20 protein-coding genes are annotated in these 20,590 nt (G+C 66.1%); 14 read left to right on the top strand and 6 right to left on the bottom strand.

Features of this window, described 5'->3' with window-relative positions; genetic code table 11:
* Positions 1–73: 73 nt before the first annotated feature.
* The 12 genes from ACX9MO_RS03390 (at position 74) to ACX9MO_RS03335 (ending at position 12,414) form a co-directional block, all read left to right on the top strand.
* Positions 74–1,090: a DNA-directed RNA polymerase subunit alpha gene (locus ACX9MO_RS03390; protein ID WP_222492210.1), complete on the top strand. Its 1,017-nt coding sequence runs from the start codon at positions 74–76 to the stop codon at positions 1,088–1,090.
* A gap of 120 nt (positions 1,091–1,210) precedes the next feature.
* Entirely contained in the window at positions 1,211–1,630 is a 420-nt protein-coding gene (gene rplQ / locus ACX9MO_RS03385) for a 50S ribosomal protein L17 (RefSeq protein ID WP_222492211.1), read from the top strand.
* 327 nt (positions 1,631–1,957) lie between these two features.
* Positions 1,958–3,352: a trypsin-like peptidase domain-containing protein gene (locus ACX9MO_RS03380; protein ID WP_462213552.1), complete on the top strand. Its 1,395-nt coding sequence runs from the start codon at positions 1,958–1,960 to the stop codon at positions 3,350–3,352.
* Positions 3,353–3,369: 17 nt separating this feature from the next.
* Positions 3,370–4,713: a replication-associated recombination protein A gene (locus tag ACX9MO_RS03375; protein ID WP_462213551.1), complete on the top strand. Its 1,344-nt coding sequence runs from the start codon at positions 3,370–3,372 to the stop codon at positions 4,711–4,713.
* A 111-nt stretch (positions 4,714–4,824) separates the two neighbouring features.
* Positions 4,825–5,202, top strand: a complete 378-nt coding sequence (gene crcB, locus ACX9MO_RS03370) for a fluoride efflux transporter CrcB (protein WP_462213550.1) — start codon at positions 4,825–4,827, stop codon at positions 5,200–5,202.
* Positions 5,199–6,254 carry an RluA family pseudouridine synthase gene (locus tag ACX9MO_RS03365; protein ID WP_462213549.1) on the top strand — a complete coding sequence of 352 codons (1,056 nt, stop codon included), beginning with the start codon at positions 5,199–5,201 and terminating at the stop codon, positions 6,252–6,254. Before crcB ends, ACX9MO_RS03365 begins: the two co-directional genes overlap by 4 nt.
* Positions 6,254–6,937: an HAD family hydrolase gene (locus tag ACX9MO_RS03360; RefSeq protein WP_222492222.1), complete on the top strand. Its 684-nt coding sequence runs from the start codon at positions 6,254–6,256 to the stop codon at positions 6,935–6,937. Before ACX9MO_RS03365 ends, ACX9MO_RS03360 begins: the two co-directional genes overlap by 1 nt.
* A complete protein-coding gene (locus ACX9MO_RS03355; RefSeq protein ID WP_462213548.1) occupies positions 6,934–7,647 on the top strand; it encodes an ATP12 family chaperone protein in 714 nt (237 codons plus the stop codon). Before ACX9MO_RS03360 ends, ACX9MO_RS03355 begins: the two co-directional genes overlap by 4 nt.
* Positions 7,648–7,872: 225 nt before the next feature.
* A complete protein-coding gene (locus ACX9MO_RS03350; RefSeq protein WP_222492226.1) occupies positions 7,873–8,892 on the top strand; it encodes an amino acid ABC transporter substrate-binding protein in 1,020 nt (339 codons plus the stop codon).
* A gap of 143 nt (positions 8,893–9,035) precedes the next feature.
* Entirely contained in the window at positions 9,036–10,292 is a 1,257-nt protein-coding gene (locus ACX9MO_RS03345; RefSeq protein WP_462213547.1) for an amino acid ABC transporter permease, read from the top strand.
* Position 10,293: 1 nt separating this feature from the next.
* Positions 10,294–11,610: an amino acid ABC transporter permease gene (locus ACX9MO_RS03340; protein ID WP_462213546.1), complete on the top strand. Its 1,317-nt coding sequence runs from the start codon at positions 10,294–10,296 to the stop codon at positions 11,608–11,610.
* A gap of 12 nt (positions 11,611–11,622) precedes the next feature.
* Entirely contained in the window at positions 11,623–12,414 is a 792-nt protein-coding gene (locus tag ACX9MO_RS03335; RefSeq protein WP_462213545.1) for an amino acid ABC transporter ATP-binding protein, read from the top strand.
* Between the two features lie 322 nt (positions 12,415–12,736).
* Here ACX9MO_RS03335 and ACX9MO_RS03330 read toward each other — a convergent pair whose 3' ends face one another.
* From ACX9MO_RS03330 to argB, 3 genes are read right to left on the bottom strand one after another with little or no spacing between them, the layout of a single operon-like run.
* The gene (locus tag ACX9MO_RS03330; protein ID WP_222492232.1) at positions 12,737–13,249 is read right to left on the bottom strand and encodes a SixA phosphatase family protein; all 513 of its coding nucleotides are present in this window, start codon (positions 13,247–13,249) and stop codon (positions 12,737–12,739) included.
* 10 nt (positions 13,250–13,259) lie between these two features.
* Positions 13,260–13,913, bottom strand: coding sequence for a ferredoxin (locus ACX9MO_RS03325; RefSeq protein WP_462213544.1), 654 nt, complete (start codon positions 13,911–13,913; stop codon positions 13,260–13,262).
* Between the two features lie 4 nt (positions 13,914–13,917).
* The gene (gene argB, locus ACX9MO_RS03320; RefSeq protein ID WP_222492236.1) at positions 13,918–14,781 is read right to left on the bottom strand and encodes an acetylglutamate kinase; all 864 of its coding nucleotides are present in this window, start codon (positions 14,779–14,781) and stop codon (positions 13,918–13,920) included.
* A 523-nt stretch (positions 14,782–15,304) separates the two neighbouring features.
* Between argB and ACX9MO_RS03315 the strand changes: the two genes are divergently transcribed.
* Together ACX9MO_RS03315 and ACX9MO_RS03310 are read left to right on the top strand one after the other, a co-directional pair.
* Complete coding sequence (locus ACX9MO_RS03315; protein ID WP_462213543.1) at positions 15,305–15,883, top strand: outer membrane protein; 579 nt, start codon at positions 15,305–15,307, stop codon at positions 15,881–15,883.
* 259 nt (positions 15,884–16,142) lie between these two features.
* On the top strand, positions 16,143–16,664 hold the full coding sequence (locus ACX9MO_RS03310; RefSeq protein WP_462213542.1) for an outer membrane protein: 522 nt from the start codon (positions 16,143–16,145) through the stop codon (positions 16,662–16,664).
* 69 nt (positions 16,665–16,733) lie between these two features.
* Here ACX9MO_RS03310 and yihA read toward each other — a convergent pair whose 3' ends face one another.
* From yihA to yidC, 3 genes are read right to left on the bottom strand one after another with little or no spacing between them, the layout of a single operon-like run.
* Entirely contained in the window at positions 16,734–17,390 is a 657-nt protein-coding gene (gene yihA / locus ACX9MO_RS03305; protein WP_222492242.1) for a ribosome biogenesis GTP-binding protein YihA/YsxC, read from the bottom strand.
* Complete coding sequence (locus ACX9MO_RS03300) at positions 17,387–18,124, bottom strand: MOSC domain-containing protein (RefSeq protein ID WP_462213541.1); 738 nt, start codon at positions 18,122–18,124, stop codon at positions 17,387–17,389. Before ACX9MO_RS03300 ends, yihA begins: the two co-directional genes overlap by 4 nt.
* A complete protein-coding gene (gene yidC, locus ACX9MO_RS03295; protein ID WP_462213540.1) occupies positions 18,124–20,004 on the bottom strand; it encodes a membrane protein insertase YidC in 1,881 nt (626 codons plus the stop codon). Before yidC ends, ACX9MO_RS03300 begins: the two co-directional genes overlap by 1 nt.
* Positions 20,005–20,590: the final 586 nt, after the last annotated feature.

Genomic DNA, 20,590 nt, shown 5'->3' with positions numbered 1-20,590 from the left:
CCTCCTTTACGTCATTTCAACCTCGGGAGTTTCGACCTTTGGACATGGGGACGGAACGGGAATGGAGGGACGCATGATCCACAAGAACTGGGCAGAACTCATCAAGCCGACGCAGCTCGACGTGAAACCGGGTGTAGACCCGTCGCGTCAGGCCACCGTCGTGGCTGAACCGCTGGAACGCGGCTTCGGGCTGACGCTGGGCAACGCGCTGCGCCGCGTGCTGATGTCGTCGCTTCAGGGCGCCGCCATCACCTCCGTTCAGATCGACAACGTTCTGCACGAATTCTCGTCCGTCGCGGGTGTCCGCGAAGACGTGACCGACATCATCCTCAACCTCAAGGGCGTCAGCCTGAAGATGGAGGTCGAGGGGCCGAAGCGCGTGTCGATCAACGCCAAGGGTCCGGGCATCGTCACTGCAGGTGACATCGCCGAGACCGCCGGCATCGAGGTCCTGAACCGCGAGCACGTGATCTGCCACCTCGACGAGGGCGCGGATTTCTTCGTGGAACTGACCGTCGACACCGGCAAGGGCTATGTCGCTGCCGACAAGAACAAGCCGGAAGACGCACCGATCGGCCTGATTCCGATCGACGCGATCTACTCGCCGATCAAGCGCGTGTCCTACGAAGTGACCCCGACCCGTGAAGGTCAGGTTCTCGACTACGACAAGCTGACCATGAAGATCGAAACCGATGGCTCGCTGACGCCGGACGACGCCGTGGCCTATGCCGCGCGCATCCTGCAGGACCAGCTGTCGATCTTCGTCAACTTCGACGAGCCGGAATCGGCCACCCGTCAGGACGACGACGACGGTCTCGAGTTCAACCCGCTCCTCCTCAAGAAGGTGGACGAGCTCGAACTCTCCGTGCGCTCGGCGAACTGCCTGAAGAACGACAACATCGTCTACATCGGCGACCTGATCCAGAAGACCGAAGCCGAGATGCTCCGCACCCCGAACTTCGGCCGGAAGTCCCTGAACGAGATCAAGGAAGTGCTTTCGGGGATGGGCCTGCACCTCGGCATGGACGTCGAGGACTGGCCGCCGGACAACATCGAAGACCTGGCCAAGAAGTTCGAAGACCAGTTCTGATCGACATTCCGCGAGGGGGCTGCTACGCCCCCTCCGGCACGACCCGGGCAATCCCGCCCCAAGGAGAGCCGGTGACACGCATCGCCGGCCAGACAAAGCAAAACACGTTAGGAGACTATCATGCGTCACGCACGAGGCTACCGCCGCCTGAACCGCACCCACGAGCACCGCAAGGCACTCTGGGCAAACATGGCCGGCTCGCTCATCGAACACGAACAGATCAAGACCACCCTGCCCAAGGCGAAAGAACTGCGCCCGATCGTCGAGAAGCTGATCACGCTCGGCAAGCGCGGTGACCTGCACGCCCGTCGTCAGGCCGCATCGCAGCTCAAGCAGGACGCCCTGGTCGAGAAACTGTTCGAGGTTCTGGGCCCGCGCTACAAAGAACGTCAGGGTGGCTACATCCGCATCATGAAAGCCGGCTTCCGCTACGGTGACATGGCGCCGATGGCGATCATCGAATTCGTCGACCGCGACGTCGACGCCAAGGGCGCAGCCGACAAGGCCCGCCTGGAAGCGGAAGAAGCCGCAGAAGACTGAGATCGGTCAATGGGTCAAAAGACCCGCTGATCCGAGGGACAGTGAACCCCCGCCCCCCAGAGGGCGGGGGTTTTCTTTTGCGTGATGCCGGGTGCAGGGCAGGGGCCTTGTGATCCGTGTTGGCCGGGCGGGGCAGGGGCGTCGGGGCACGGGTGGCGTGCCGGTCGACGGGACGTGGTCGCCCCGGACAGGCCACGCGTCGGGATGTTTCATCCGCGCAGCTCCGCCATCGCGCGGTTTCACAAGGCCGGGAAGATGGAGGTGGCGTTGTTGCAATCCCCGGCGTGCTGCGGATAGCTGCCAGCACGCAAGAAGAGGGAAATGCCCATGGTCCGAACCGCCCTTGTCCTTCTCACCCTCAGCCTGCCCGCGGCGCTTTCCGCGCTGCCGGTGAGCGCGGAAACCCGCGTTCCCATGAGCCAGGCCGAGATCTCGATGGGCTTCGCGCCCGTGGTGAAGAAGGCGACCCCGGCCGTCGTCAACATCTATGCCAAGCGCATCATCCAGAGCCGATCGCCCTTCGCGGACGATCCGTTCTTCTCGGAGTTCTTCCGGAACTTCGGCCAGGGCCGACCGCAGGTGCAGAACTCGCTGGGCTCCGGCGTGCTGCTCTCGGATGACGGCATCGTGGTGACGAACTTCCACGTGGTGGGCCGTGCGGATGAGATCCGCATCGTGCTGAACAACCGCGCCGAATACGACGCCGACGTGCTGCTGGCGGACGAGGAGGCGGACCTTGCCATTCTCAAGCTGAAGGGGGCGCAGGACATGCCGCACCTGACCCTGCGCGACAGCGACGATGTCGAGGTGGGGGAGCTGGTGCTGGCGGTCGGCAACCCCTTCGGCGTCGGGCAGACCGTCAGCTCGGGCATTGTCTCGGGGCTTGCGCGGTCGGGCACGGCCACGGGGAACGCGCGGGGCTACTTCATCCAGACCGATGCGCCGATCAACCCGGGCAACTCCGGCGGGGCGCTGATCGACATCAACGGCGACCTGATCGGGGTCAATACCTCGATTCTCAGCCGTTCGGGCGGGTCGAACGGCATCGGTTTTGCCATTCCCGCCGCGCTGGTGGCGCAGTTCGTGGATCAGGCCCGCGACGGCAAGACGGATTTCGAACGCCCATGGGCCGGGATGACCGGACAGCCGGTGGATGCGCAGATGGCGCAGGCCCTGGGCCTCGACCTGCCGGGCGGGGTGCTGATCTCGGAACTCCATGACGCCAGCCCCTTCCTCGCCGCGGGCTTCCAGGTAGGCGACGTGGTGATGGACGTGGACGGCGAGCCGGTGAACACCCCCGCCGAGATGCTGTTCCGCATGACGATCGCCGGTCTTGGCCACACGACGGAGGTCACCCGCTTCCGCGATGGCAAACCGCAGAACGTGACCGTCGACCTGATCGACGCCCCGGAGGAACCCGCCCGCAACCGGGTGACCCTGCCTGAGCGCTCGGTCATCCCCGGCCTCGTGCTGGAGCGGATCAACCCCGCCGTCATGGCGGAACTGGGCCTGCCGCTTTCAGCCTCGGGCGTTGTGGTGGCCGATCCCGGTCCGATGGGGCCGCGCGCGGGGCTGCGGGCCGGTGACGTGCTGCAGTCGGTGAACGGCACCAGCATCACGACCACGAAGGAGGCGCAGCGCGCGCTCTCCGACCCGGGCCGCTGGCTGGAGCTGGTGCTGCTGCGCGGCGGACAACGGATGCAGTTGCGTTTCCGTCTCTGACAGGTCAGATCCGGGGCATGAGCGATCTTTTCGACACTGGTCCCGGCACTGATCCTGGCGACACTCAGGCTGCGGGCGGCGGCCGTCAGGCCCCCCGCCCGCTGGCAGACCGGCTGCGCCCGGCCTCGCTGGCCGAGGTCATCGGGCAGGAACAGGTGCTGGGCCCGGACGGGCCGCTTGGCGTGATGCTGGCCTCGGGCTCGCTCTCCTCGCTGATCCTCTGGGGGCCGCCGGGTGTGGGCAAGACCACCATCGCCCGCCTGCTGGCCCATGAGACCGACCTGCATTTCGAGCAGGTCAGCGCGATCTTCACCGGCGTCGCAGACCTCAAGAAGGTCTTCGAAGCGGCCAAGCAGCGCCGCCGGGCCGGGCAGGGGACACTGCTCTTCGTCGACGAGATCCACCGGTTCAACAAGGCGCAGCAGGACGGGTTCCTGCCGCACATGGAAGACGGGACGATCCTGCTGGTCGGGGCGACGACCGAGAACCCCTCCTTCGAACTGAATGCGGCCCTTCTGTCGCGCTCGCAGGTGCTGACCCTCGAACGCCTCACGCTGGCCGAGATGGAGCGGCTGACCCAGCGGGCCGAGCAGGAGCTGGGCCGCACCCTGCCGCTGGACGGCCCCGCCCGCGAGGCGATGCAGGAGATGGCCGACGGCGACGGGCGCGCGCTGTTGAACCTCGTGGAACAGGCCGCCTCGTGGAAGGTCGAGGGCAAGCTCGACACCGAGGGGCTGTCGAAGCGGCTGATGCGCCGGGCGGCGAAATACGACAAGTCCGGTGACGAGCATTACAACCTGATCTCGGCGCTGCACAAATCCATCCGGGGGTCGGACCCGGACGCGGCGATCTACTGGCTGGCGCGCATGCTGGAGGGCGGCGAGGACCCGCGCTACCTCTTCCGCCGGCTCTCGATCATGGCGGTGGAGGACATCAGCCTTGCCGATCCGCAGGCGCAGTCGGTCTGCCTTGACGCATGGCAGCTTTACGAGCGGATCGGCCAGCCGGAGGGCGAACTGGCGCTGGCGCAGGTGGTGATCTACCTCGCCCTCGCGCCAAAGACGAACTCCTCCTACAAGGCGCTTTCGGCGGCCAAGGCGCTGGCACGGCAGACCGGGTCGGCGATGCCGCCCAAGCATATCATCAATGCGCCCACGCGGATGATGAAGGATCAGGGGTTCGGGCGCGACTACCAGTACGACCACGATGCCGAGGACGGCTTCTCGGGGCAGAACTACTTCCCCGAAGGGGTCGAGCGGCCCACACTTTACCAGCCGGTCGAGCGCGGCTTCGAGCGCGAGCTGAAGAAGCGGGCCGAATACTTCGCGCGCCTGCGGGCGAAGCGGCAGACCGGCGGCTGAGCGCCGCGTCATGGTGCTTCCAACTCGCCCGGCATTCCTATAGGGAAGGGGATCGCGCCCCCCGGGGGCGGATTTCTTGACAACCCGCCGCTCCGGCGCGATGGAACCGCGATGATACTGACCGTTCTACAAGTTGCCCTCGGTGGCGCCATCGGCGCCTCCTGCCGCTACCTTTTGGGGGTCGGGGTGTTCCGCCTCGTGGGGCCGGGCTTTCCGCTCGGCGTGCTGAGCGCGAACATCATCGGCTGTGGGCTGATGGGAATGCTGGTGGTCTTCCTCGGAAGCAAGGGGCTGTCCCACTGGAACCCCTTCCTCGCGACCGGGATCCTCGGCGGCTTCACGACGTTCTCGTCCTTCTCGCTGGAGGCCTGGACCATGATTGAACGGGGGCAGGGCGGCAACGCGGTGCTCTATGTGGGGCTCTCCCTCCTGTTCTCCTTCGCGGCGCTGATCGGCGGCGCCGCCCTGATGCGGAGTGTACTGGCATGACCAGCAAGGTGCAGACGATCACCGTGGGCCCCGGCGACGGCGGGCAGCGGCTGGACCGCTGGCTGCGGCGTCTTTTCCCCCATGTTCCGCAGGGCCGCATCGAGAAGATGTGCCGCAAGGGCGAGCTGCGGGTGGACGGCGGCCGGGTGAAGGCCAACACCCGGCTGGAAGCCGGGCAGGACGTGCGTATCCCGCCGCTGCCCGAGCCGGAGCCCGAGGGCAAGGCGCCCAAGCCGCGCGAGCCCAAGGTCTCGGACGCGGATGCCAAACTGATCCAGTCCTGCGTGATCTACCGCGATGATCAGGTCATCGCGATCAACAAGCCCGCGGGCCTGCCGACACAGGGCGGCAGCAAGCAGACCCGTCACGTGGATGGGCTGGCCGAGGCGCTGAAGTTCGGGTTCGAAGAAAAGCCCCGTCTCGTGCACCGGCTCGACAAGGATACCTCGGGCGTGCTGCTGCTGGCCCGTGACCGGGCGACCGCGCAGGCGCTGACCGCCGCGCTGCGCCACAAGCAGACGCGCAAGATCTACTGGGCGCTCGTCGCCGGTGTGCCCACGCCCTACCTCGGGGAAATCCGCTATGGCCTGATGAAGGCCCCGGGCCACGGCAAGGGTGGCGAGGGCGAGAAGATGATCGCCGTGCATCCGCGCGACATCGACAAGACCCCGGACGCCAAGCGCGCCCATACGCTCTATGCCACGCTCTACCGCGTGGCGAGCCGCGCCGCATGGGTCGCGATGGAGCCGCTGACCGGCCGGACCCACCAGCTGCGCGCCCACATGGCCGAGATCGGGCATCCGATCATCGGGGACGGCAAGTATGGTGGCTCGGGTCAGGAAAACCTCGGCGATGGCTGGGGGGCACAGCTGGGCGGGATCATCTCGAAGAAGCTGCACCTGCACGCGCGCTCGATGACCTTCGAGCATCCTGTGACCCACAAGATGATCACCGTCACCGCCCCGCTGCCCGAGCACATGGCCCACAGCTGGGAGACCTTCGGCTGGACCGAGGACCTCGCCGCCGACGACCCCTTCGAGGAGCTGCGCTGATGACGACGACGCCGAAGCTGATCATCTGGGACGTGGACGGCACGCTGTCGGACAGTCAGGGCAGCATCACGGCCTCCATGGCCGCCGCCTTCGAGGCCGAGGGCCTTGCCCCGCCGCCGCGCGATGTGATGCTCTCGATCGTCGGGCTGACGCTGGAGATCGGCATCGCGCAGATCGCACCGGGCAACGATGCCGAGCGGGTCACGCGGATGGCCGCGACTTACCGGGCGCACCATCGCGGCCTGCGCGATGCGGGCGGACGCGGCTTCATCAAGCTTTACGATCACATCCCGGCGGTGCTGGAACAGCTCAACGCTCGGCCCGACATCCTGATGGCGGTGGCCACGGGCAAATCCCGCGGCGGCCTCGTGTCGCTGCTGGAGGTGACCGGGCTGTCAAAGCATTTCCTCTCGCTCCAGACGGCGGATGACCACCCGTCCAAGCCGCATCCCTCGATGCTGTTGGCGGCCATGTCCGATTGCGGGGTGGGGCCGGAGGATGCCGTGATGATCGGCGACACCAGCTTCGACATGGACATGGGCCGTGCCGCCGGCATGCGCACCATCGGGGTCAGCTGGGGCTTCCACCCGCGCCGCGAACTGGCGCAGGCCAACGTGGTCGTGGATGATCCGCGCGACCTGCCCGACACGATTGATGCGCTCTGGCGCGAGGAGGTCGCATGAGCGGCTGGAAGGCGAAACGCTTCTGGAAGGAGGTCTCGGTCGCCGAGGCCGAGGACGGGCACCTGGTCCATCTCGATGGACGCGAGCTGCGCACGCCCCTGAAGAGCCGCCTGCCGCTGCCCTCCCGCGCCCTGGCCGAGGCCATGGCGCAGGAATGGGAGGCCCAGCAGGACGAAGTGAAGCCGCAGCAGATGCCCTTCACCCGCACCGCCAACAGCGCGGTGGACAAGGTGCGCCCGCAGCGCGACGAGGTGGCCGCCATGCTGGCCGCCTATGCCGAGACAGACCTGCTGTGCTACCGCGCCGAGGGGCCCGAGGAACTCGCCGCCCGTCAGGCCGCCGCATGGGACCCGCTGCTCGACTGGGCGGCGGAGACATATGGCGCGCGTCTCGTGGTGCAGGAAGGGATCATGCCACGCGCGCAGGATCCCGCCGCGCTGAAGGCGCTTGCCGCCACGCTCGACGATATGGAGCCGTTCCAGCTGGCCGCCTTCCATGACCTCGTGGCGCTGCCGGGATCCCTGATTCTGGCGCTCGCCACGATCGAGGGCGTGGCCCCGGCAGAGACGCTCTGGGAGGCCGCGCGCCTCGATGACGCCTGGCAGGAAGAGCAGTGGGGCGCGGACGAGGAGGCCACGGAAGTGGCTGAAATCAAGCGTGATGCCTTCCTCCACGCCCATAAATTTTACCAAATGGTCACCGGCCGGTAGCGAGACCGCCCGATCCGCAAGCACTGCCCTGCTGACCGAGAGTAAGCAGGGCCGTAAGGCGTTGCTTTTTCTTGATGGTGCACTTGACCAATTGTGATGAATCCGCCCACACTTCGAGCACTGACGGGGGGAGAACCCGATCAGTATATCGTATCGCCCACCGGTCCGAAGGGGGCCGGTAGAAACCGCCACAGTGAACGGGCGGACAATCAGGAAGAGGTAAATATGAAAAAATCCGTATTTCTTGGCGCGCTGACGGTCGCCGGTCTGGCCGCGGGCGCCTCCGCGGCTGCGACCCTGGATGACGTCAAGGCACGCGGCAAGCTGAACTGCGGCGTGTCGACCGGCCTGGCCGGCTTCTCGGCACCCGACGCGAACGGCGAGTGGGGCGGCTTCGACGTTGCCGTCTGCCGTGCCGTCGCCGCCGCAGTGCTCGGCGATCCGTCCGCCGTCGAATTCGTCTCGACCACCGGCAAGACCCGCTTCACCGCGCTGTCCTCCGGCGAGATCGACATGCTGGCCCGGAACACCACCTGGACCCTGTCCCGTGACGTCGACCTGAAGTTCACCTTCACCGGTGTGAACTACTACGACGGTCAGGGCTTCATGGTTCCCAAGGAACTGGGTGTGTCCTCGGCCAAGGAACTGGACGGCGCGACCGTCTGCATCCAGACCGGCACCACCACCGAGCTCAACCTGGCGGACTACTTCCGCAAGAACGGCATGAACTACGAGCCGGTGCCGATCGAAACCAACGCCGAAGCGCAGCAGCAGTACCTCGCCGGTGCCTGTGACGTGTACACCACCGACGCTTCGGGCCTGGCCGCAACCCGCGCCACCTTTGAAACCCCCGCGGATCACGTGATCCTGCCCGAGATCATCTCGAAAGAGCCGCTCGGCCCGCTCGTTCGCCACGGCGACGACGAATGGGGCGACATCGTGCGCTGGACCCTCTACGCGCTGGTCGCGGCAGAGGAAATGGGCATCACCTCGACCAACGTGGGTGACCTGTCCGCCGCAGCCGGCGACAATCCCGAGATGAACCGCATGCTCGGCACCGAAGGCAACCTGGGCGAGATGCTCGGCCTCGAAGCCAACTGGGCCGTGAACGCGATCTCCGCGGGCGGCAACTACGGCGAGATCTTCGCCACGAACATCGGTGAAGAAACCCCGATCGGCCTGTCGCGCGGCCTGAACGCGCAGTGGACCGAAGGCGGCCTGATGTACGCCCCGCCGTTCCGGTAAGACCTACGGCGAAGGGCGCGGTCAAACCGCGCCCTTCGTGTTTCCTGCGCAGCCGCAACGACGGATGCGTGACAAACAAGAGACCGGCCGAAGGCGCAAAGACGCCCGACTAAAACAAGGCCGGATACGGGGAACATTCAGCGATGACCACTTTGACCGATCCTCCGTCGGAGTCCTTTCGCCTATCCATGTTGATCTACGATACGCGGTATCGGGCGATCACCTTCCAGATCATTGCGTTGATCTGCTTCCTTCTTTTCTTCGGCTGGCTGATTTCGAACACGGCCCAGAACCTGGCAGACCTCGGGAAGGAGCCCAGCTTCGGCTTCCTGATGGAGCCTGCGGGCTATGACATCAACCAGCGACTGATCGACTATAACAACCAGGATAGCCACCTGCGCGCCGCCTTCGTCGGCCTGCTGAACACGCTTCTGGTGGCCTTCCTCGGCTGCGTCACCGCAACGGTGGTCGGCGTGATCGTCGGCGTGCTGCGCCTGTCGAACAACTGGCTGATCTCGCGCCTGATGGCGGTCTACGTCGAGATGTTCCGCAACGTGCCGGTCCTGATGTGGATCGTGCTCTGCATGGCGATCCTGATCGAGAGCCTGCCGGCCCCACGCGCCTTCCGGGGCGACGATGCCGAGGCGAGCATGAAGCTCTTCGACACTGTCGCGATCACGAACCGGGGCGTCTATATCCCCGAGCCGCTGTTCTCGCGCAGTCTCGGCGACATCCCGGTCGGCAACCTGTTCAACATCAGCATCGACCTGATCGCGATCCTGATCGTCCTGGCGATCGGCTTCTACGTCTCGCACCGGATCAAGCTGAAGGCCGATGCCACGCAGGAAGCCACCGGCGTGCGGCCCAGGACGTGGTACATGCGCCTCGGCGTCATCCTCGTGCCGCTCGCGGCCCTGCTGGTGATCCTCGGCTTCCACCTCGGCTATCCGGAGCTGTCGGGCTTCAACTTCTCGGGCGGGACGCACCTGCGGAACTCGCTGATCGCGCTCTGGCTGGCCCTGTCGCTCTACACGGCGGCCTTCATCGCCGAGAACGTCCGCGCCGGTATCCTCGCGATCTCGAAAGGGCAGACCGAGGCGGCCTCCGCCCTTGGCCTGCGGCCCAGCATCACCATGCGGCTCGTCATCCTGCCGCAGGCGCTGCGGGTCATCATCCCGCCGCTGATCTCGCAGTACCTGAACCTGACCAAGAACTCCTCGCTGGCGATCGCGGTCGGATACATGGACATCACCGGCACGCTGATGGGCATCACGCTGAACCAGACCGGGCGCGAGCTCGAGACCGTTCTGCTGGGCATGCTGATCTACCTGGCGATCTCGCTGGCGATCTCGGCCGTGATGAACTTCTACAACTCCCGCGTTAAACTGGTGGAGCGGTGATATGAGCGATACGCACGCAGAAACCGTCTCCTACGTTCGCGAGACCATGCTGCCCCAGCAGGAGCCGCCGGCCTCGACCGTCGGCCCCCTGGGCTGGGCCAAGACCAACCTGTTCTCGGGCTGGTTCAACACGGTCCTGTCCGTCCTGTCGGGCCTTTTCATCCTGTGGCTGGCCTACCGGCTGCTCCCCTGGATCATCTCTCCCACCTGGCAGGCCACCAGCCTGAACGAGTGCCGCGAGATCATCGGCGCCCTCAACAAGCCCCATGGCGGGGCCTGCTGGGGCGTGATCAGCGAACGCTGGAAACAGCTGATGTTCGGCTTCTACCCGCCCGAGCATTACTGGCGTCCGGTGCTGTCGCTGATCCTGCTGCTGGTCGCCCTCGGCCCGCTGCTGTTCCGGCACTTCGTCCCGGCCAAGGTGATCTACTTCTCGATGCTCTACCCCTTCATCGCGGCCTGGCTGCTCTGGGGTGGGACGATCTGGAACCCGATCGTCGCGATCCTCGGCTTCGTCATCATCGGCCTGTCGCTGAAGTTCCTCACCTCGGTGCTGAACCCGGCGCTGGCGCTGATCATCGGCGTCGTGCTGGCCGTGATCTGGTGGGGGGCCCTTGCCGCTACCGTGGCCGGTGGCCTGTCGGCGGTCCTGCCCATCGGGATCGAGGCCATCGCCTCTCGCCAGTTCGGGGGCTTCATGCTCTCGATCACCATCGGCGTCACGGCGATCCTGTGCTCGCTGCCCATCGGCATCCTGCTGGCGCTTGGCCGTCAGTCGGACCTGCTGCTGGTCAAGGCGATGTGCGTCGGCTTCATCGAGTTCATCCGCGGCGTGCCGCTGATCACGCTGCTCTTCGTGGCTTCGGTGCTGCTGAACATCTTCCTGCCGCCGGGCACCAACTTCGACATCATCCTGCGGGTCATCATCATGGTGACGCTCTTCGCCTCGGCCTACATGGCAGAGGTGGTGCGTGGGGGCCTCGCGGCCCTGCCGAAGGGCCAGTACGAGGGCGCCGACAGCCTCGGCCTCGACTACTGGCAGTCGCAGCGGCTGATCATCATGCCGCAGGCGCTGAAGATCTCGATCCCCGGGATCGTCTCGACCTTCATCGGCGTCTTCAAGGATACCACGCTGGTCTCGATCATCTCGATGTTCGACCCGATCGGCCTCTCCAACGCGATCCGCGCCGACACGGCCTGGAACGGCGTCTACTGGGAGCTGTTCATCTTCATCGGCCTGGTCTTCTTCATCTTCTGTTTCTCCATGTCCCGCTACTCGATGTATCTGGAGCGCCGTCTCCAGACCGGGCACCGCTAAGAGGAAACTTCCATGTCTGAACTTGCTATGGATACCCAAATCGACCGCTCGGCGATGAAGGTCTCGGACGAGGTCGCCATCGAAATCCGCAACATGAACAAGTGGTACGGCCAGTTCCACGTTCTGCGGGACATCAACCTGACCGTGAACCGGGGCGAGCGAATCGTCATCGCCGGGCCTTCGGGCTCGGGCAAGTCGACGCTGATTCGCTGCATCAACCGCCTGGAGGAACACCAGGCCGGGCAGATCATCGTCGACGGGACCGAACTGACCTCGGACCTCAAGAACATCGACAAGATCCGCTCCGAGGTCGGCATGTGCTTCCAGCACTTCAACCTCTTCCCGCATCTCACGATCCTGGAAAACTGCACGCTCGCTCCGATCTGGGTCCGCAAGGTTCCCAGGAAGGAGGCCGAGGAAACGGCGATGCATTTCCTGGAGAAAGTGAAGATTCCGGACCAGGCGCTGAAGTATCCGGGCCAGCTCTCGGGCGGTCAGCAGCAGCGTGTCGCCATCGCGCGCTCGCTCTGCATGAAGCCCCGGATCATGCTCTTCGACGAACCCACCTCGGCGCTCGATCCGGAGATGATCAAAGAGGTCCTCGATACGATGATCGAACTGGCGCAGGAGGGGATGACCATGCTATGTGTGACTCACGAGATGGGTTTTGCACGGCAGGTTGCGAACCGGGTGATCTTCATGGACCAAGGGCAGATCGTTGAACAGAACGAGCCCGAAGAGTTCTTCAACAATCCCCGGTCCGAACGCACCAAGCTGTTCCTGTCGCAGATCCTCGGCCACTGAGCCGGATCCGCGCAGCCGCCTTTGTGGGGAGGTCAGTCAGGGAGAGGCTGACCTTTCAGCGAGGGGCGGAAGCGCGTCGGGAGGGAGGACCCCGGCGCGCTTCCGCAGCTTCCTCAAGAGGTTGGAACGCCAGCACCGCGCATACGAAAAGGGGCCCATGGGCCCCTTTGTCATGTCTGCCTTCTGCCTCTTCGTCCCTTGGTCTACGCCCCCTTGGTCGTTCAGGCCTGTTGGCCCGGACCCGTGGCCGGTCTGCAGCGGGCAGGGCACTCCCGACGGTCCCGTCTGGTGAAGTCAGAGGCGTATGGGGCAGGGCAGGCGCTCAGGCCTGCGCTTCGCCCTCTTCGAGCAACTCGCGGGGAATGACGAAATCCAGTGCCGTGCCGCTTCCGGGCGCCAGTTTGCGCCAGTCGTCGATATCGAAGTCGGCCACGAGGGTCGCGCCGGTCGGAAAATCCTCGAACCGGGGATGGGCGGGGGCATGGTCCGTCAGGCTGAGCGCGAAATCCCCGAGGCCCGGGTTGTGGCCCAGCATCAGCACGCAGTCGCCCGTCGCCTCGCGCAGCGCGGCCATCAGGGTGGCGGGATCGGCGTGGTAGAGGTCTTCGCGCAGGTCCGCCGGGGCGTCGAGCCCGAGCCGCTCCCAGGTCTCCTGCGTGCGCACCGCGTCGGAGACGAGGGCCTCGTCCGGAAGATACCCCCGGTCCCGCAGCCAGTGGCCAAGGGCCTGGGCCGAGGCACGGCCGCGGCCGTTCAGCGGACGGGCATGGTCGAAGAGCCCGGGATGCTTCCAGCTGGACTTGGCATGGCGCATCAGGATCAGGCGTCGGGGCATCGGGAACTCGTCAAAGGAAATGGCGCATGTGAAAAGCGGATTGCCCCTCGACCCTGCCATAGGCGGCGCCGGGGGGGCAAGACCGCCTGACCGCGCACCCCCGGTGCAGGCAGTCCGCGCCCTCCGGTGTCTCCAGGTAGGCCTTGCAGCGCGGCACGTCGTAGCCATCCCGTGTCAGGGCGCCCACGGGGCAGGCGGTGGCGCAGGGCGCCGCACAGGCCTCGCAGGGCGCGTCGGAGGGCGCGGGCAGGGCCAGGGGCCAGTTGAGGGCGAGTGCCCCCCTGAAGGAGATGAACAGCCCGCTCTCGGGGCCGCAGAGCAACCGCACGGGGGAGGGGGCGGCCACGCCGGCCGCGACGGCCCAGCGATAGAACGGATGGTAGGGCGCGCCGCCGAAGGGATAGAGCGCGCGTGCGCCCAGATCGTCGGCCCATGCGCCGATCACCCGGGCCGACCAGCGGTCCATCGGATCGGGCAGCCCGTCGCGATACTCGGGTTGGTCGGTGAAGTGTTCCCAGAAGCCGCCCGGCTCGTCCGGCCCCAGCAGCAGGAGCGTGACGCAGCCCTCGGGGGCGTCGTCCTGCGGGCCGGGGCGGAACCCGCCCAGCAGGCGCAGGTGGCGGAGGCGCGCGGCGTCGGCGAGCGCCTCCCAGCCCGGTCCCATAAGCTCAGCGGGCCCGGATGATCGACCCGGCACCGTGTTCGGTGAAGAGCTCCAGCAGGACCGAGTTCGGCGCGCGGCCGTCGAGGATCACCACGGCGCGCACGCCGCTGGCGATCGCGTCGAGCGCGGTGGTGGTCTTGGGGATCATGCCGCCGGCGATGGTGCCGTCGTCCGTCATCTCGCGGATCTGCGCGGCGGTCAGGTCGGTCATGACCTCGCCCTGCGCGTTCTTCACGCCCGCAACGTCGGTCAGCAGCAGCAGCCGGTCGGCCTTCAGCGCGCCGGCGATGGCACCGGCGGCGGTGTCGCCGTTGATGTTGAAGGTCTCGCCGTCACGGCCCATGCCGATGGGCGCGATCACGGGGATGATCTCCTGCTTGAACATCGCGTGCAGGATGGTGGTGTCCATCTGCACCGGACGGCCCACGAAGCCGAGGTCGGGGTTGTCCTGTTCACAGATGATCAGGTTGGCGTCCTTGCCGCTGAGGCCCACGCCCTTGCCGCCCTGTTCGCCGATCGCCTGCACGATGCGCTTGTTCACCTGCCCGGAGAGAACCATCTCGACCACTTCCATGGTCTTCTCGTCGGTGACGCGCTTGCCCTTCACGAACTCGGATTTCACTTCGAGCTTTTCGAGCATCTCGTTGATCATGGGGCCGCCGCCGTGGACGATCACCGGGTTCACGCCGACCTGACGCATCAGGACGATGTCGCGGGCAAAGGTTTCCATTGCCTCGTCGTCACCCATGGCGTGGCCGCCGAATTTCACGACGACGATCGCTTCGTCATAGCGCTGCAGGTAGGGCAGTGCTTCGGAGAGGGTGCGGGCGGTGGCGATCCAGTCGCGATTCATGGTCTGTTTTCTCATCCGGATTTCCCCAAGGTTCGTCCGTTGATAGTCGCTCGCGCGGTGGGTGCCAAGCGTCAGCGCGTCAGGACCGGTCTTGCGCCCGGCCGAACCGCTTCCGGCGCTCCGGTTCCCGGGTTTTTCGAGGCTTCCGCCGGGTCATGTGAGAGGCGGATGGGGCCGGTGTCTCACCTCCGGAAATGGCGGGCGGGAGGACCACGGGGGATCAGCCATACTTGGCCGACACGAAGTCGTGTACTTGAAAATTAAATGTATTAAAAACAATAGTTTGGCGTGATTTCGCGACGGTTGGAAATCCTTCACACGCGCCGATTTCACGGCGCGCTGCGCGATAGGCCACTTCAAGCCTATGACCCTGCCGCCCTCTACCGAAAAGAAACCCAACTGCTATCTCAGCGTTGTCCAATCAGTGCAGCGAGCGAGTCATGCTCATCCTCGTTGCCACTGAAACGATCGAGCAACCGAACCCGGCCGGATGTCGGGCACGAATGGGCCAAAGGCCCGAACGATGGAGAGTAAAGACATGATCCGTATCACCGCAATTTCCCTTGCTGCCGCCACCGCCCTCGCTTCGCCCGCTCTCGCAGGCAGCCTCGAGCCGGCGCCCATGGAACCCGCGATCACCCCCGTGCAAGCCGCGCCCGTGACCTACGGCAACGACTGGACCGGCGGCTACACCGGTCTGAGCCTCGGCTGGGCCAACGGCGAAGCCGGCAGCTTCGATGACGATGGCGTGGCCTATGGCATCCAAGGCGGTTACGATTACGACTTCGGCAACTGGATCCTCGGTGGCGAACTGGCGTACTCGGGCACCAACCTGAGCATCGGCGGCGTCGACGTCGACAGCCTGCTGGCCGCGAAAGCCCGCGTTGGCTACGACCTTGGCCGCACGATGATCTACGCAACCGGCGGTGCCGAGCAAGCGTGGGTCGATGGCGCTGACGACACCGGCTACGTTGTTGGTGCAGGCGTCGAGCACATGCTGACCGACACCATCTCGGTCGGTGGCGAATACCTGTACCACAGCTTCGATGACTTCGACGGCTCGGGTGTGGACGCCAGCGGCAACACTCTCGCAGCCCGCGTGAACTACCGCTTCTGATCCTCGCGCCCCGAGACCGGAAGCCAACGGCCCGGCCCGCCTCCCCCGGCGGACCGGGCTTTTTCGTGCCTGATCCCTGACGCCCGCGCGTCCTTTTACCTGGAAAACAGCGCCCTCGATGCCTGATCCGGCCCCTGAGGACCGCGTCGGGCAGGGCGGCGAAAACGCGTCTCAGCGGGAACCTGCGCGTCGACAGGAAACAAATCGGCCGCATTCGGCGTTGTCCCCACACGAGAAGTTGAGATCGGGGAACCAAGTCATGCGCCGCACATCTCTCGCCATCGCCACGGCTGCCGCCACAACCGCAGCCTGTCTTGCCGCCAGCGCGGCCTCCGCCCAGTCCCGGCACGAATGGGATGGCCTCTATGCAGGCGGCAATCTCGGCCTCGCCTTCGGGGAGACCCGCGACGAGGGGATGCGCTCGCTCCACGTGGGCCGTGACTGGTCCAACGGCCAAATGGTCTGGGGGACGGAGCTGCAGTGGACCGATACCGGGATCGAGGTGCCCGGCGGGGATCTCGGCGATCTTGTCAGCCTCAAGCTGCGGTTCGGTCAGAGCACCGGTGACGTGCTCTGGTACGGGATCGCGGGGATCTCTTACGCCTCCGGCTCCTTCGGTGACGATCTCGGCTGGATGGTGGGCGTGGGCGTCGACGTGAAGGTCTATGGGCCCTTCACCGTGGGCGGCGAACTGACCCACCACGCGTTCAACGACTTCGAAGGCGGTGGCGGCTCACTGGGGCTGAATACGATCACGGCCCGGATCAGCTACCACTTCTGACGCCCGCAAGCGCGCGACAGGTCGGCGCTCTGCCAGAGGTGTCATTCCCGACGCGGTACGCCAGACGTCTTATTCCAGACTGGCGATGATCGCGCGCAGGGTTTCGACGCCTTCCCCCTTCTCGGAAGAGGTCAGCACGATCTCGGGGTAGGCGGCGGGGTGCTTGGACAGCGCCCCACGCACCTGCGACAGGATCTTGTCGCGTTCCGCGACCTTCACCTTGTCGGCCTTGGTCATCACCACCTGGAAGGTCACGGCAGAGCTGTCGAGCAGCGCCATGATCTCTTCGTCCACCGGTTTCACCCCGTGGCGCGTGTCGATCAGCACGAAGGCGCGGCGCAGGGTCTGACGGCCCGAGAGGTATTGCTTCAGCAGGCGCTGCCACTTCTCCACCACGGCCAGCGGCGCATTGGCATAGCCATAGCCCGGAAGGTCGACGAGGTAGTGGCTGTCGGCCAGCGTGAAGAAGTTGATCTCCTGCGTGCGGCCCGGCGTGTTCGAGGCGCGGGCCAGCGCCTTGCGCCCGGTCAGCGCGTTGATCAGCGTCGACTTGCCCACGTTGGAGCGCCCGGCAAAGCAGACCTCCATCCGGTCGGCGGGGGGCAGGCCGTTCATGGCCACGACGCCCTTCAGGAACTCGGCCCCGGTGGCGAACAGCATCCGGCCCGCTTCGCGGGTGGTGTCGTCGGGCTCTTCGGCCAGGGGGAAGGGCAGGGGGGCGCTCATTGCAGGACCACTTCGTCACCAAGGGCAATCTCGCCCCCGCGGATCACGCGGGCGTAGACGCCGAAATCAGTATGGCCGAAATGCTCCCGCAGGGCTTTCAGCGTGTTCACGTCGCGGGTGCCGGTCTCGGGGTTGGCCTCGGTGGCGCGACAGCGCCCGATCCGTTCCACCACTTCAAGCTCGGCCCCGCCGAGGGTCAGCCGCCGGCCGACCCAGTCGAATTCCGCGAAGGGCTCCAGCCCCTCGATCCAAAGATTGCCGCGAAAGCGGCGTTCGTCCAGTGCCGTGCCACAGGCGGCAGAAAGCGCCTCCAGCGAGGCGCGCCCCAGCAGCGCGACCGAGGGGAAATCCGCATCGGTCATGCCCTGCGCGGGCGCTGCGACCAGTTCCCGCGGGGCGGGGCGGTCGTCGGAATAAAGCGGCGCGATCCACTCGACCAGCAGCCCGCCGTCGCGGGCAGGGTCGAGGGTGATCGGCGCCTGATCGGGATGGCGGAAGGTGATCCGCCCGTCGTCGTGGCTGTCCGCCGTCACCGCCATGAGCCGCGGGGCATAACAGCCGCGGGAGAAGTTGCGGCAGGGCATCCAGTCGCCCGTGGCCTGCGCTTCGCCCGTGAGGATGGCCCAGGCCCGGTCACCGGGCAGGGGCCGCGCCGCCTCCAGCCCGGTGCGGGTGAGGGGCTCGGCCCCCACTCCCTTGACCGGATGGCGCCAGATGGCGGCGAGGCGGGCCATTACTTCTTGTCCCCGGCCTTCTTGGCGGCGTCCTTCTTGCCGAACTTCACCGAGTTCCGGATGTTGCCGAAGACGTCGGGCTTGAACCCGTGGCTCCGCATGATCGTGTACTGCTGGATGAAGGTGATCGTGTTGTTGGTGATCCAGTAGAGCACCAGGCCAGAGGCAAAGTTGCCCAGCATGAACATGAAGACCCAGGGCATCCAGGCAAAGATCATCGCCTGCGACTTGTCGGCGGGTGCCGGGTTCAGCTTCTGCTGCAGCCACATCGAGATACCCAGCAGGATCGGAAGAACGCCCAGGCTGAGGATGGCGATGAAGCTCTCCGGGCTCGGCGGCGCGAAGGGCAGCAGGCCGAAGAGGTTCAGGATCGACGAGGGATCGGGCGCCGAAAGGTCGCGGATCCAGCCGACCCATGCGGCGTGCCGCAGTTCGATGGTGACGAAGATCACCTTGTAGAGCGAGAAGAAGATCGGGATCTGCAGCAGGATCGGCAGACAGCCCGCGGCGGGGTTCACCTTCTCCTTCTTGTAGAGTTCCATCATCTCCTTCTGGAGCTTCTGGCGGTCGTCGCCTGCGCGCTCCTTCAGCTTCTCCATCTGCGGCTGCAGTTCCTTCATCTTCGCCATCGAGGCGTAGGACTTGTAGGCCAGCGGGAAGAGCAGCGCCTTGAGCAGGATGGTCAGTGCGATGATCGCCCAGCCCATGTGGCCCTTGAGGCCCAGGCCCTCGAAGAAGACCGACAGCCAGTGCAGCACGGCGAAGATCGGCTTGGTCAGGAAGAAGAACCAGCCCCAGTCGATCGAGTCGATGAAGCGGTCGACGCCCTCGTCGTCCTGGTAGTGGCGGATGGTGTCGGTTTCCTTGGCACCGGCAAAGAGCCGGGTCTCGGAGGTGCCGGTCGCGCCAGAGGCGATCTCCTGCAGCGGCATGACCGCCTCGGTCTGGTAGATGTCCGCGTTCGGGTAGTACTTGGCGACCGAGCGGAAGGGCTGGCCCTGCTGCGGGATCAGCGTCGACATCCAGTAGTGATCGGTGAAGCCGATCCAGCCGTTCTCGGTGACCTCGACACGATCCGCTGGCGCGCCTTCGCGCGTGTCGGTGTCGAACTCGGTCATCTTCTTGTATTTCTCTTCCTGCAGCGTGCCGTCCGACATCCGGACGAGGCCTTCGTGCAGCACGAAGAAGTTCTGCAGGGTCGAGGGTTCGCCGTGGCGGCGCAGCAGGCCGTAGGGGCGCAGGCTGACGGCGGCGCCGGTGGTGTTCTCCACCGACTGGGTCACAGTGAACATGTAGTCGGGGTCGACCGCGTATTCGCGGCGGAAGACGAGGCCCGCGCCGTTGTCCCAGGTCAGGGTGACGGGGGTGTCCGGGGTCAGGGTGGCGCCGTCCTCGGCCTGCCACAGCGTGTCGGGCCCGGGCACGGCGGAGGCATCGACGCCGGCGCCCGCAGCCCAGCCGAAGAGCGCGTAGTAGGGATCCTGCGAGCCGACCGGGCTCATCAGCGTGACGAGGGGCGAGGCGTCGCTGAGTTCGACGTGGTAGTCCTTCAGCTCGACGTCATCGAGCCGGCCGCCCAGCATCGAGATCGAGCCGGAGATACGGGGCGTGTCGATGGTGACGCGCGCGGCCTCGGACTCGGCGGTCTGGGTGGCGCCCATCTCGCCCGGGGCGGTGGCCCCTGCGCTCTGTCCCGCTGGCGCATCGGCACCCGGGGTCAGTGCGGTGTCACCCGAGGCCTGATCCGTCGCCGAGGTGCTTGTCTCGGCCGGGGCGTTGGGGTCCACGGCGGGGCTCGGCGGGAAGAGCACCGTCCAGCCGACGATGACAAGCCCGCTGAGCACGGTCGCGAGAAGTAGGTTCTTGTTCTGATTGTCCATCAGAGAAAGCCGCCCTTACCTTGGAAGAAGTCAGGGGCGGTTCAACATTTCGCGGCACGAAAGGTCAAGCTCATTCTAGGGAAACCAAGCGTTCCGCGCCGATTCCACGCGGGTTCTCACGCCGATGTCAGGCTGTCCCGGTGGGAGGCAGGGGCGGAGGGCCCGTGGCACGGGTGCGCCTCGCGCCCCTGTGCAGCACCGCCGATTGGCGCGCCGTCGGGGCCGCCTGCTGGCGTTTCCGCGTCGCGGCCGGAGCGGGAGAGACGGGGCGGTGAGGTTTGTGAGGGAGCGGAGACCTGTTTCAGCGACACGTCGGGAGAGGGACACCGGACCTGTCAGGGCGGCTGTCCCTTTGAGGAGGCTGGGCCCCTTGAGGGACGCTAGACCTGTCGGGGACGCTTGTCGGGGAGACCGGGCCTGTCAGGGAGGCTGGGCCTGCCGGGGACACTGGGCCTGAAGGGGAGGCTGGGCCTGACGGGGACGCGGGGCCTGTCACGGAGGCTTGGCCAGTCAGGGAACTGGGACTTGTCGCAGTAAGAGAGGGCCGGGGGTGACAGAGGTTGGGACAGCGCGGCAGATGAAGGGG

Source organism: Pseudooceanicola profundus (assembly GCF_054919315.1).
The sequence above is the reverse complement of the archived record's forward strand: the minus strand, read 5'-3'. Positions and strand labels throughout refer to the sequence as shown.

Excerpts from the sequence above, each read along its gene's own strand:
- ACX9MO_RS03390 (WP_222492210.1), top strand. The coding sequence starts at position 74 with ATGATCCACAAGAACTGGGCAGAACTCATCAAGCCGACGCAGCTCGAC.
- rplQ (WP_222492211.1), top strand. The coding sequence starts at position 1,211 with ATGCGTCACGCACGAGGCTACCGCCGCCTGAACCGCACCCACGAGCAC.
- ACX9MO_RS03380 (WP_462213552.1), top strand. The coding sequence starts at position 1,958 with ATGGTCCGAACCGCCCTTGTCCTTCTCACCCTCAGCCTGCCCGCGGCG.
- ACX9MO_RS03375 (WP_462213551.1), top strand. The coding sequence starts at position 3,370 with ATGAGCGATCTTTTCGACACTGGTCCCGGCACTGATCCTGGCGACACT.
- crcB (WP_462213550.1), top strand. The coding sequence starts at position 4,825 with ATGATACTGACCGTTCTACAAGTTGCCCTCGGTGGCGCCATCGGCGCC.
- ACX9MO_RS03365 (WP_462213549.1), top strand. The coding sequence starts at position 5,199 with ATGACCAGCAAGGTGCAGACGATCACCGTGGGCCCCGGCGACGGCGGG.
- ACX9MO_RS03360 (WP_222492222.1), top strand. The coding sequence starts at position 6,254 with ATGACGACGACGCCGAAGCTGATCATCTGGGACGTGGACGGCACGCTG.
- ACX9MO_RS03355 (WP_462213548.1), top strand. The coding sequence starts at position 6,934 with ATGAGCGGCTGGAAGGCGAAACGCTTCTGGAAGGAGGTCTCGGTCGCC.
- ACX9MO_RS03350 (WP_222492226.1), top strand. The coding sequence starts at position 7,873 with ATGAAAAAATCCGTATTTCTTGGCGCGCTGACGGTCGCCGGTCTGGCC.
- ACX9MO_RS03345 (WP_462213547.1), top strand. The coding sequence starts at position 9,036 with ATGACCACTTTGACCGATCCTCCGTCGGAGTCCTTTCGCCTATCCATG.
- ACX9MO_RS03340 (WP_462213546.1), top strand. The coding sequence starts at position 10,294 with ATGAGCGATACGCACGCAGAAACCGTCTCCTACGTTCGCGAGACCATG.
- ACX9MO_RS03335 (WP_462213545.1), top strand. The coding sequence starts at position 11,623 with ATGTCTGAACTTGCTATGGATACCCAAATCGACCGCTCGGCGATGAAG.
- ACX9MO_RS03330 (WP_222492232.1), bottom strand. The coding sequence starts at position 13,249 with ATGCCCCGACGCCTGATCCTGATGCGCCATGCCAAGTCCAGCTGGAAG.
- ACX9MO_RS03325 (WP_462213544.1), bottom strand. The coding sequence starts at position 13,913 with ATGGGACCGGGCTGGGAGGCGCTCGCCGACGCCGCGCGCCTCCGCCAC.
- argB (WP_222492236.1), bottom strand. The coding sequence starts at position 14,781 with ATGAGAAAACAGACCATGAATCGCGACTGGATCGCCACCGCCCGCACC.
- ACX9MO_RS03315 (WP_462213543.1), top strand. The coding sequence starts at position 15,305 with ATGATCCGTATCACCGCAATTTCCCTTGCTGCCGCCACCGCCCTCGCT.
- ACX9MO_RS03310 (WP_462213542.1), top strand. The coding sequence starts at position 16,143 with ATGCGCCGCACATCTCTCGCCATCGCCACGGCTGCCGCCACAACCGCA.
- yihA (WP_222492242.1), bottom strand. The coding sequence starts at position 17,390 with ATGAGCGCCCCCCTGCCCTTCCCCCTGGCCGAAGAGCCCGACGACACC.
- ACX9MO_RS03300 (WP_462213541.1), bottom strand. The coding sequence starts at position 18,124 with ATGGCCCGCCTCGCCGCCATCTGGCGCCATCCGGTCAAGGGAGTGGGG.
- yidC (WP_462213540.1), bottom strand. The coding sequence starts at position 20,004 with ATGGACAATCAGAACAAGAACCTACTTCTCGCGACCGTGCTCAGCGGG.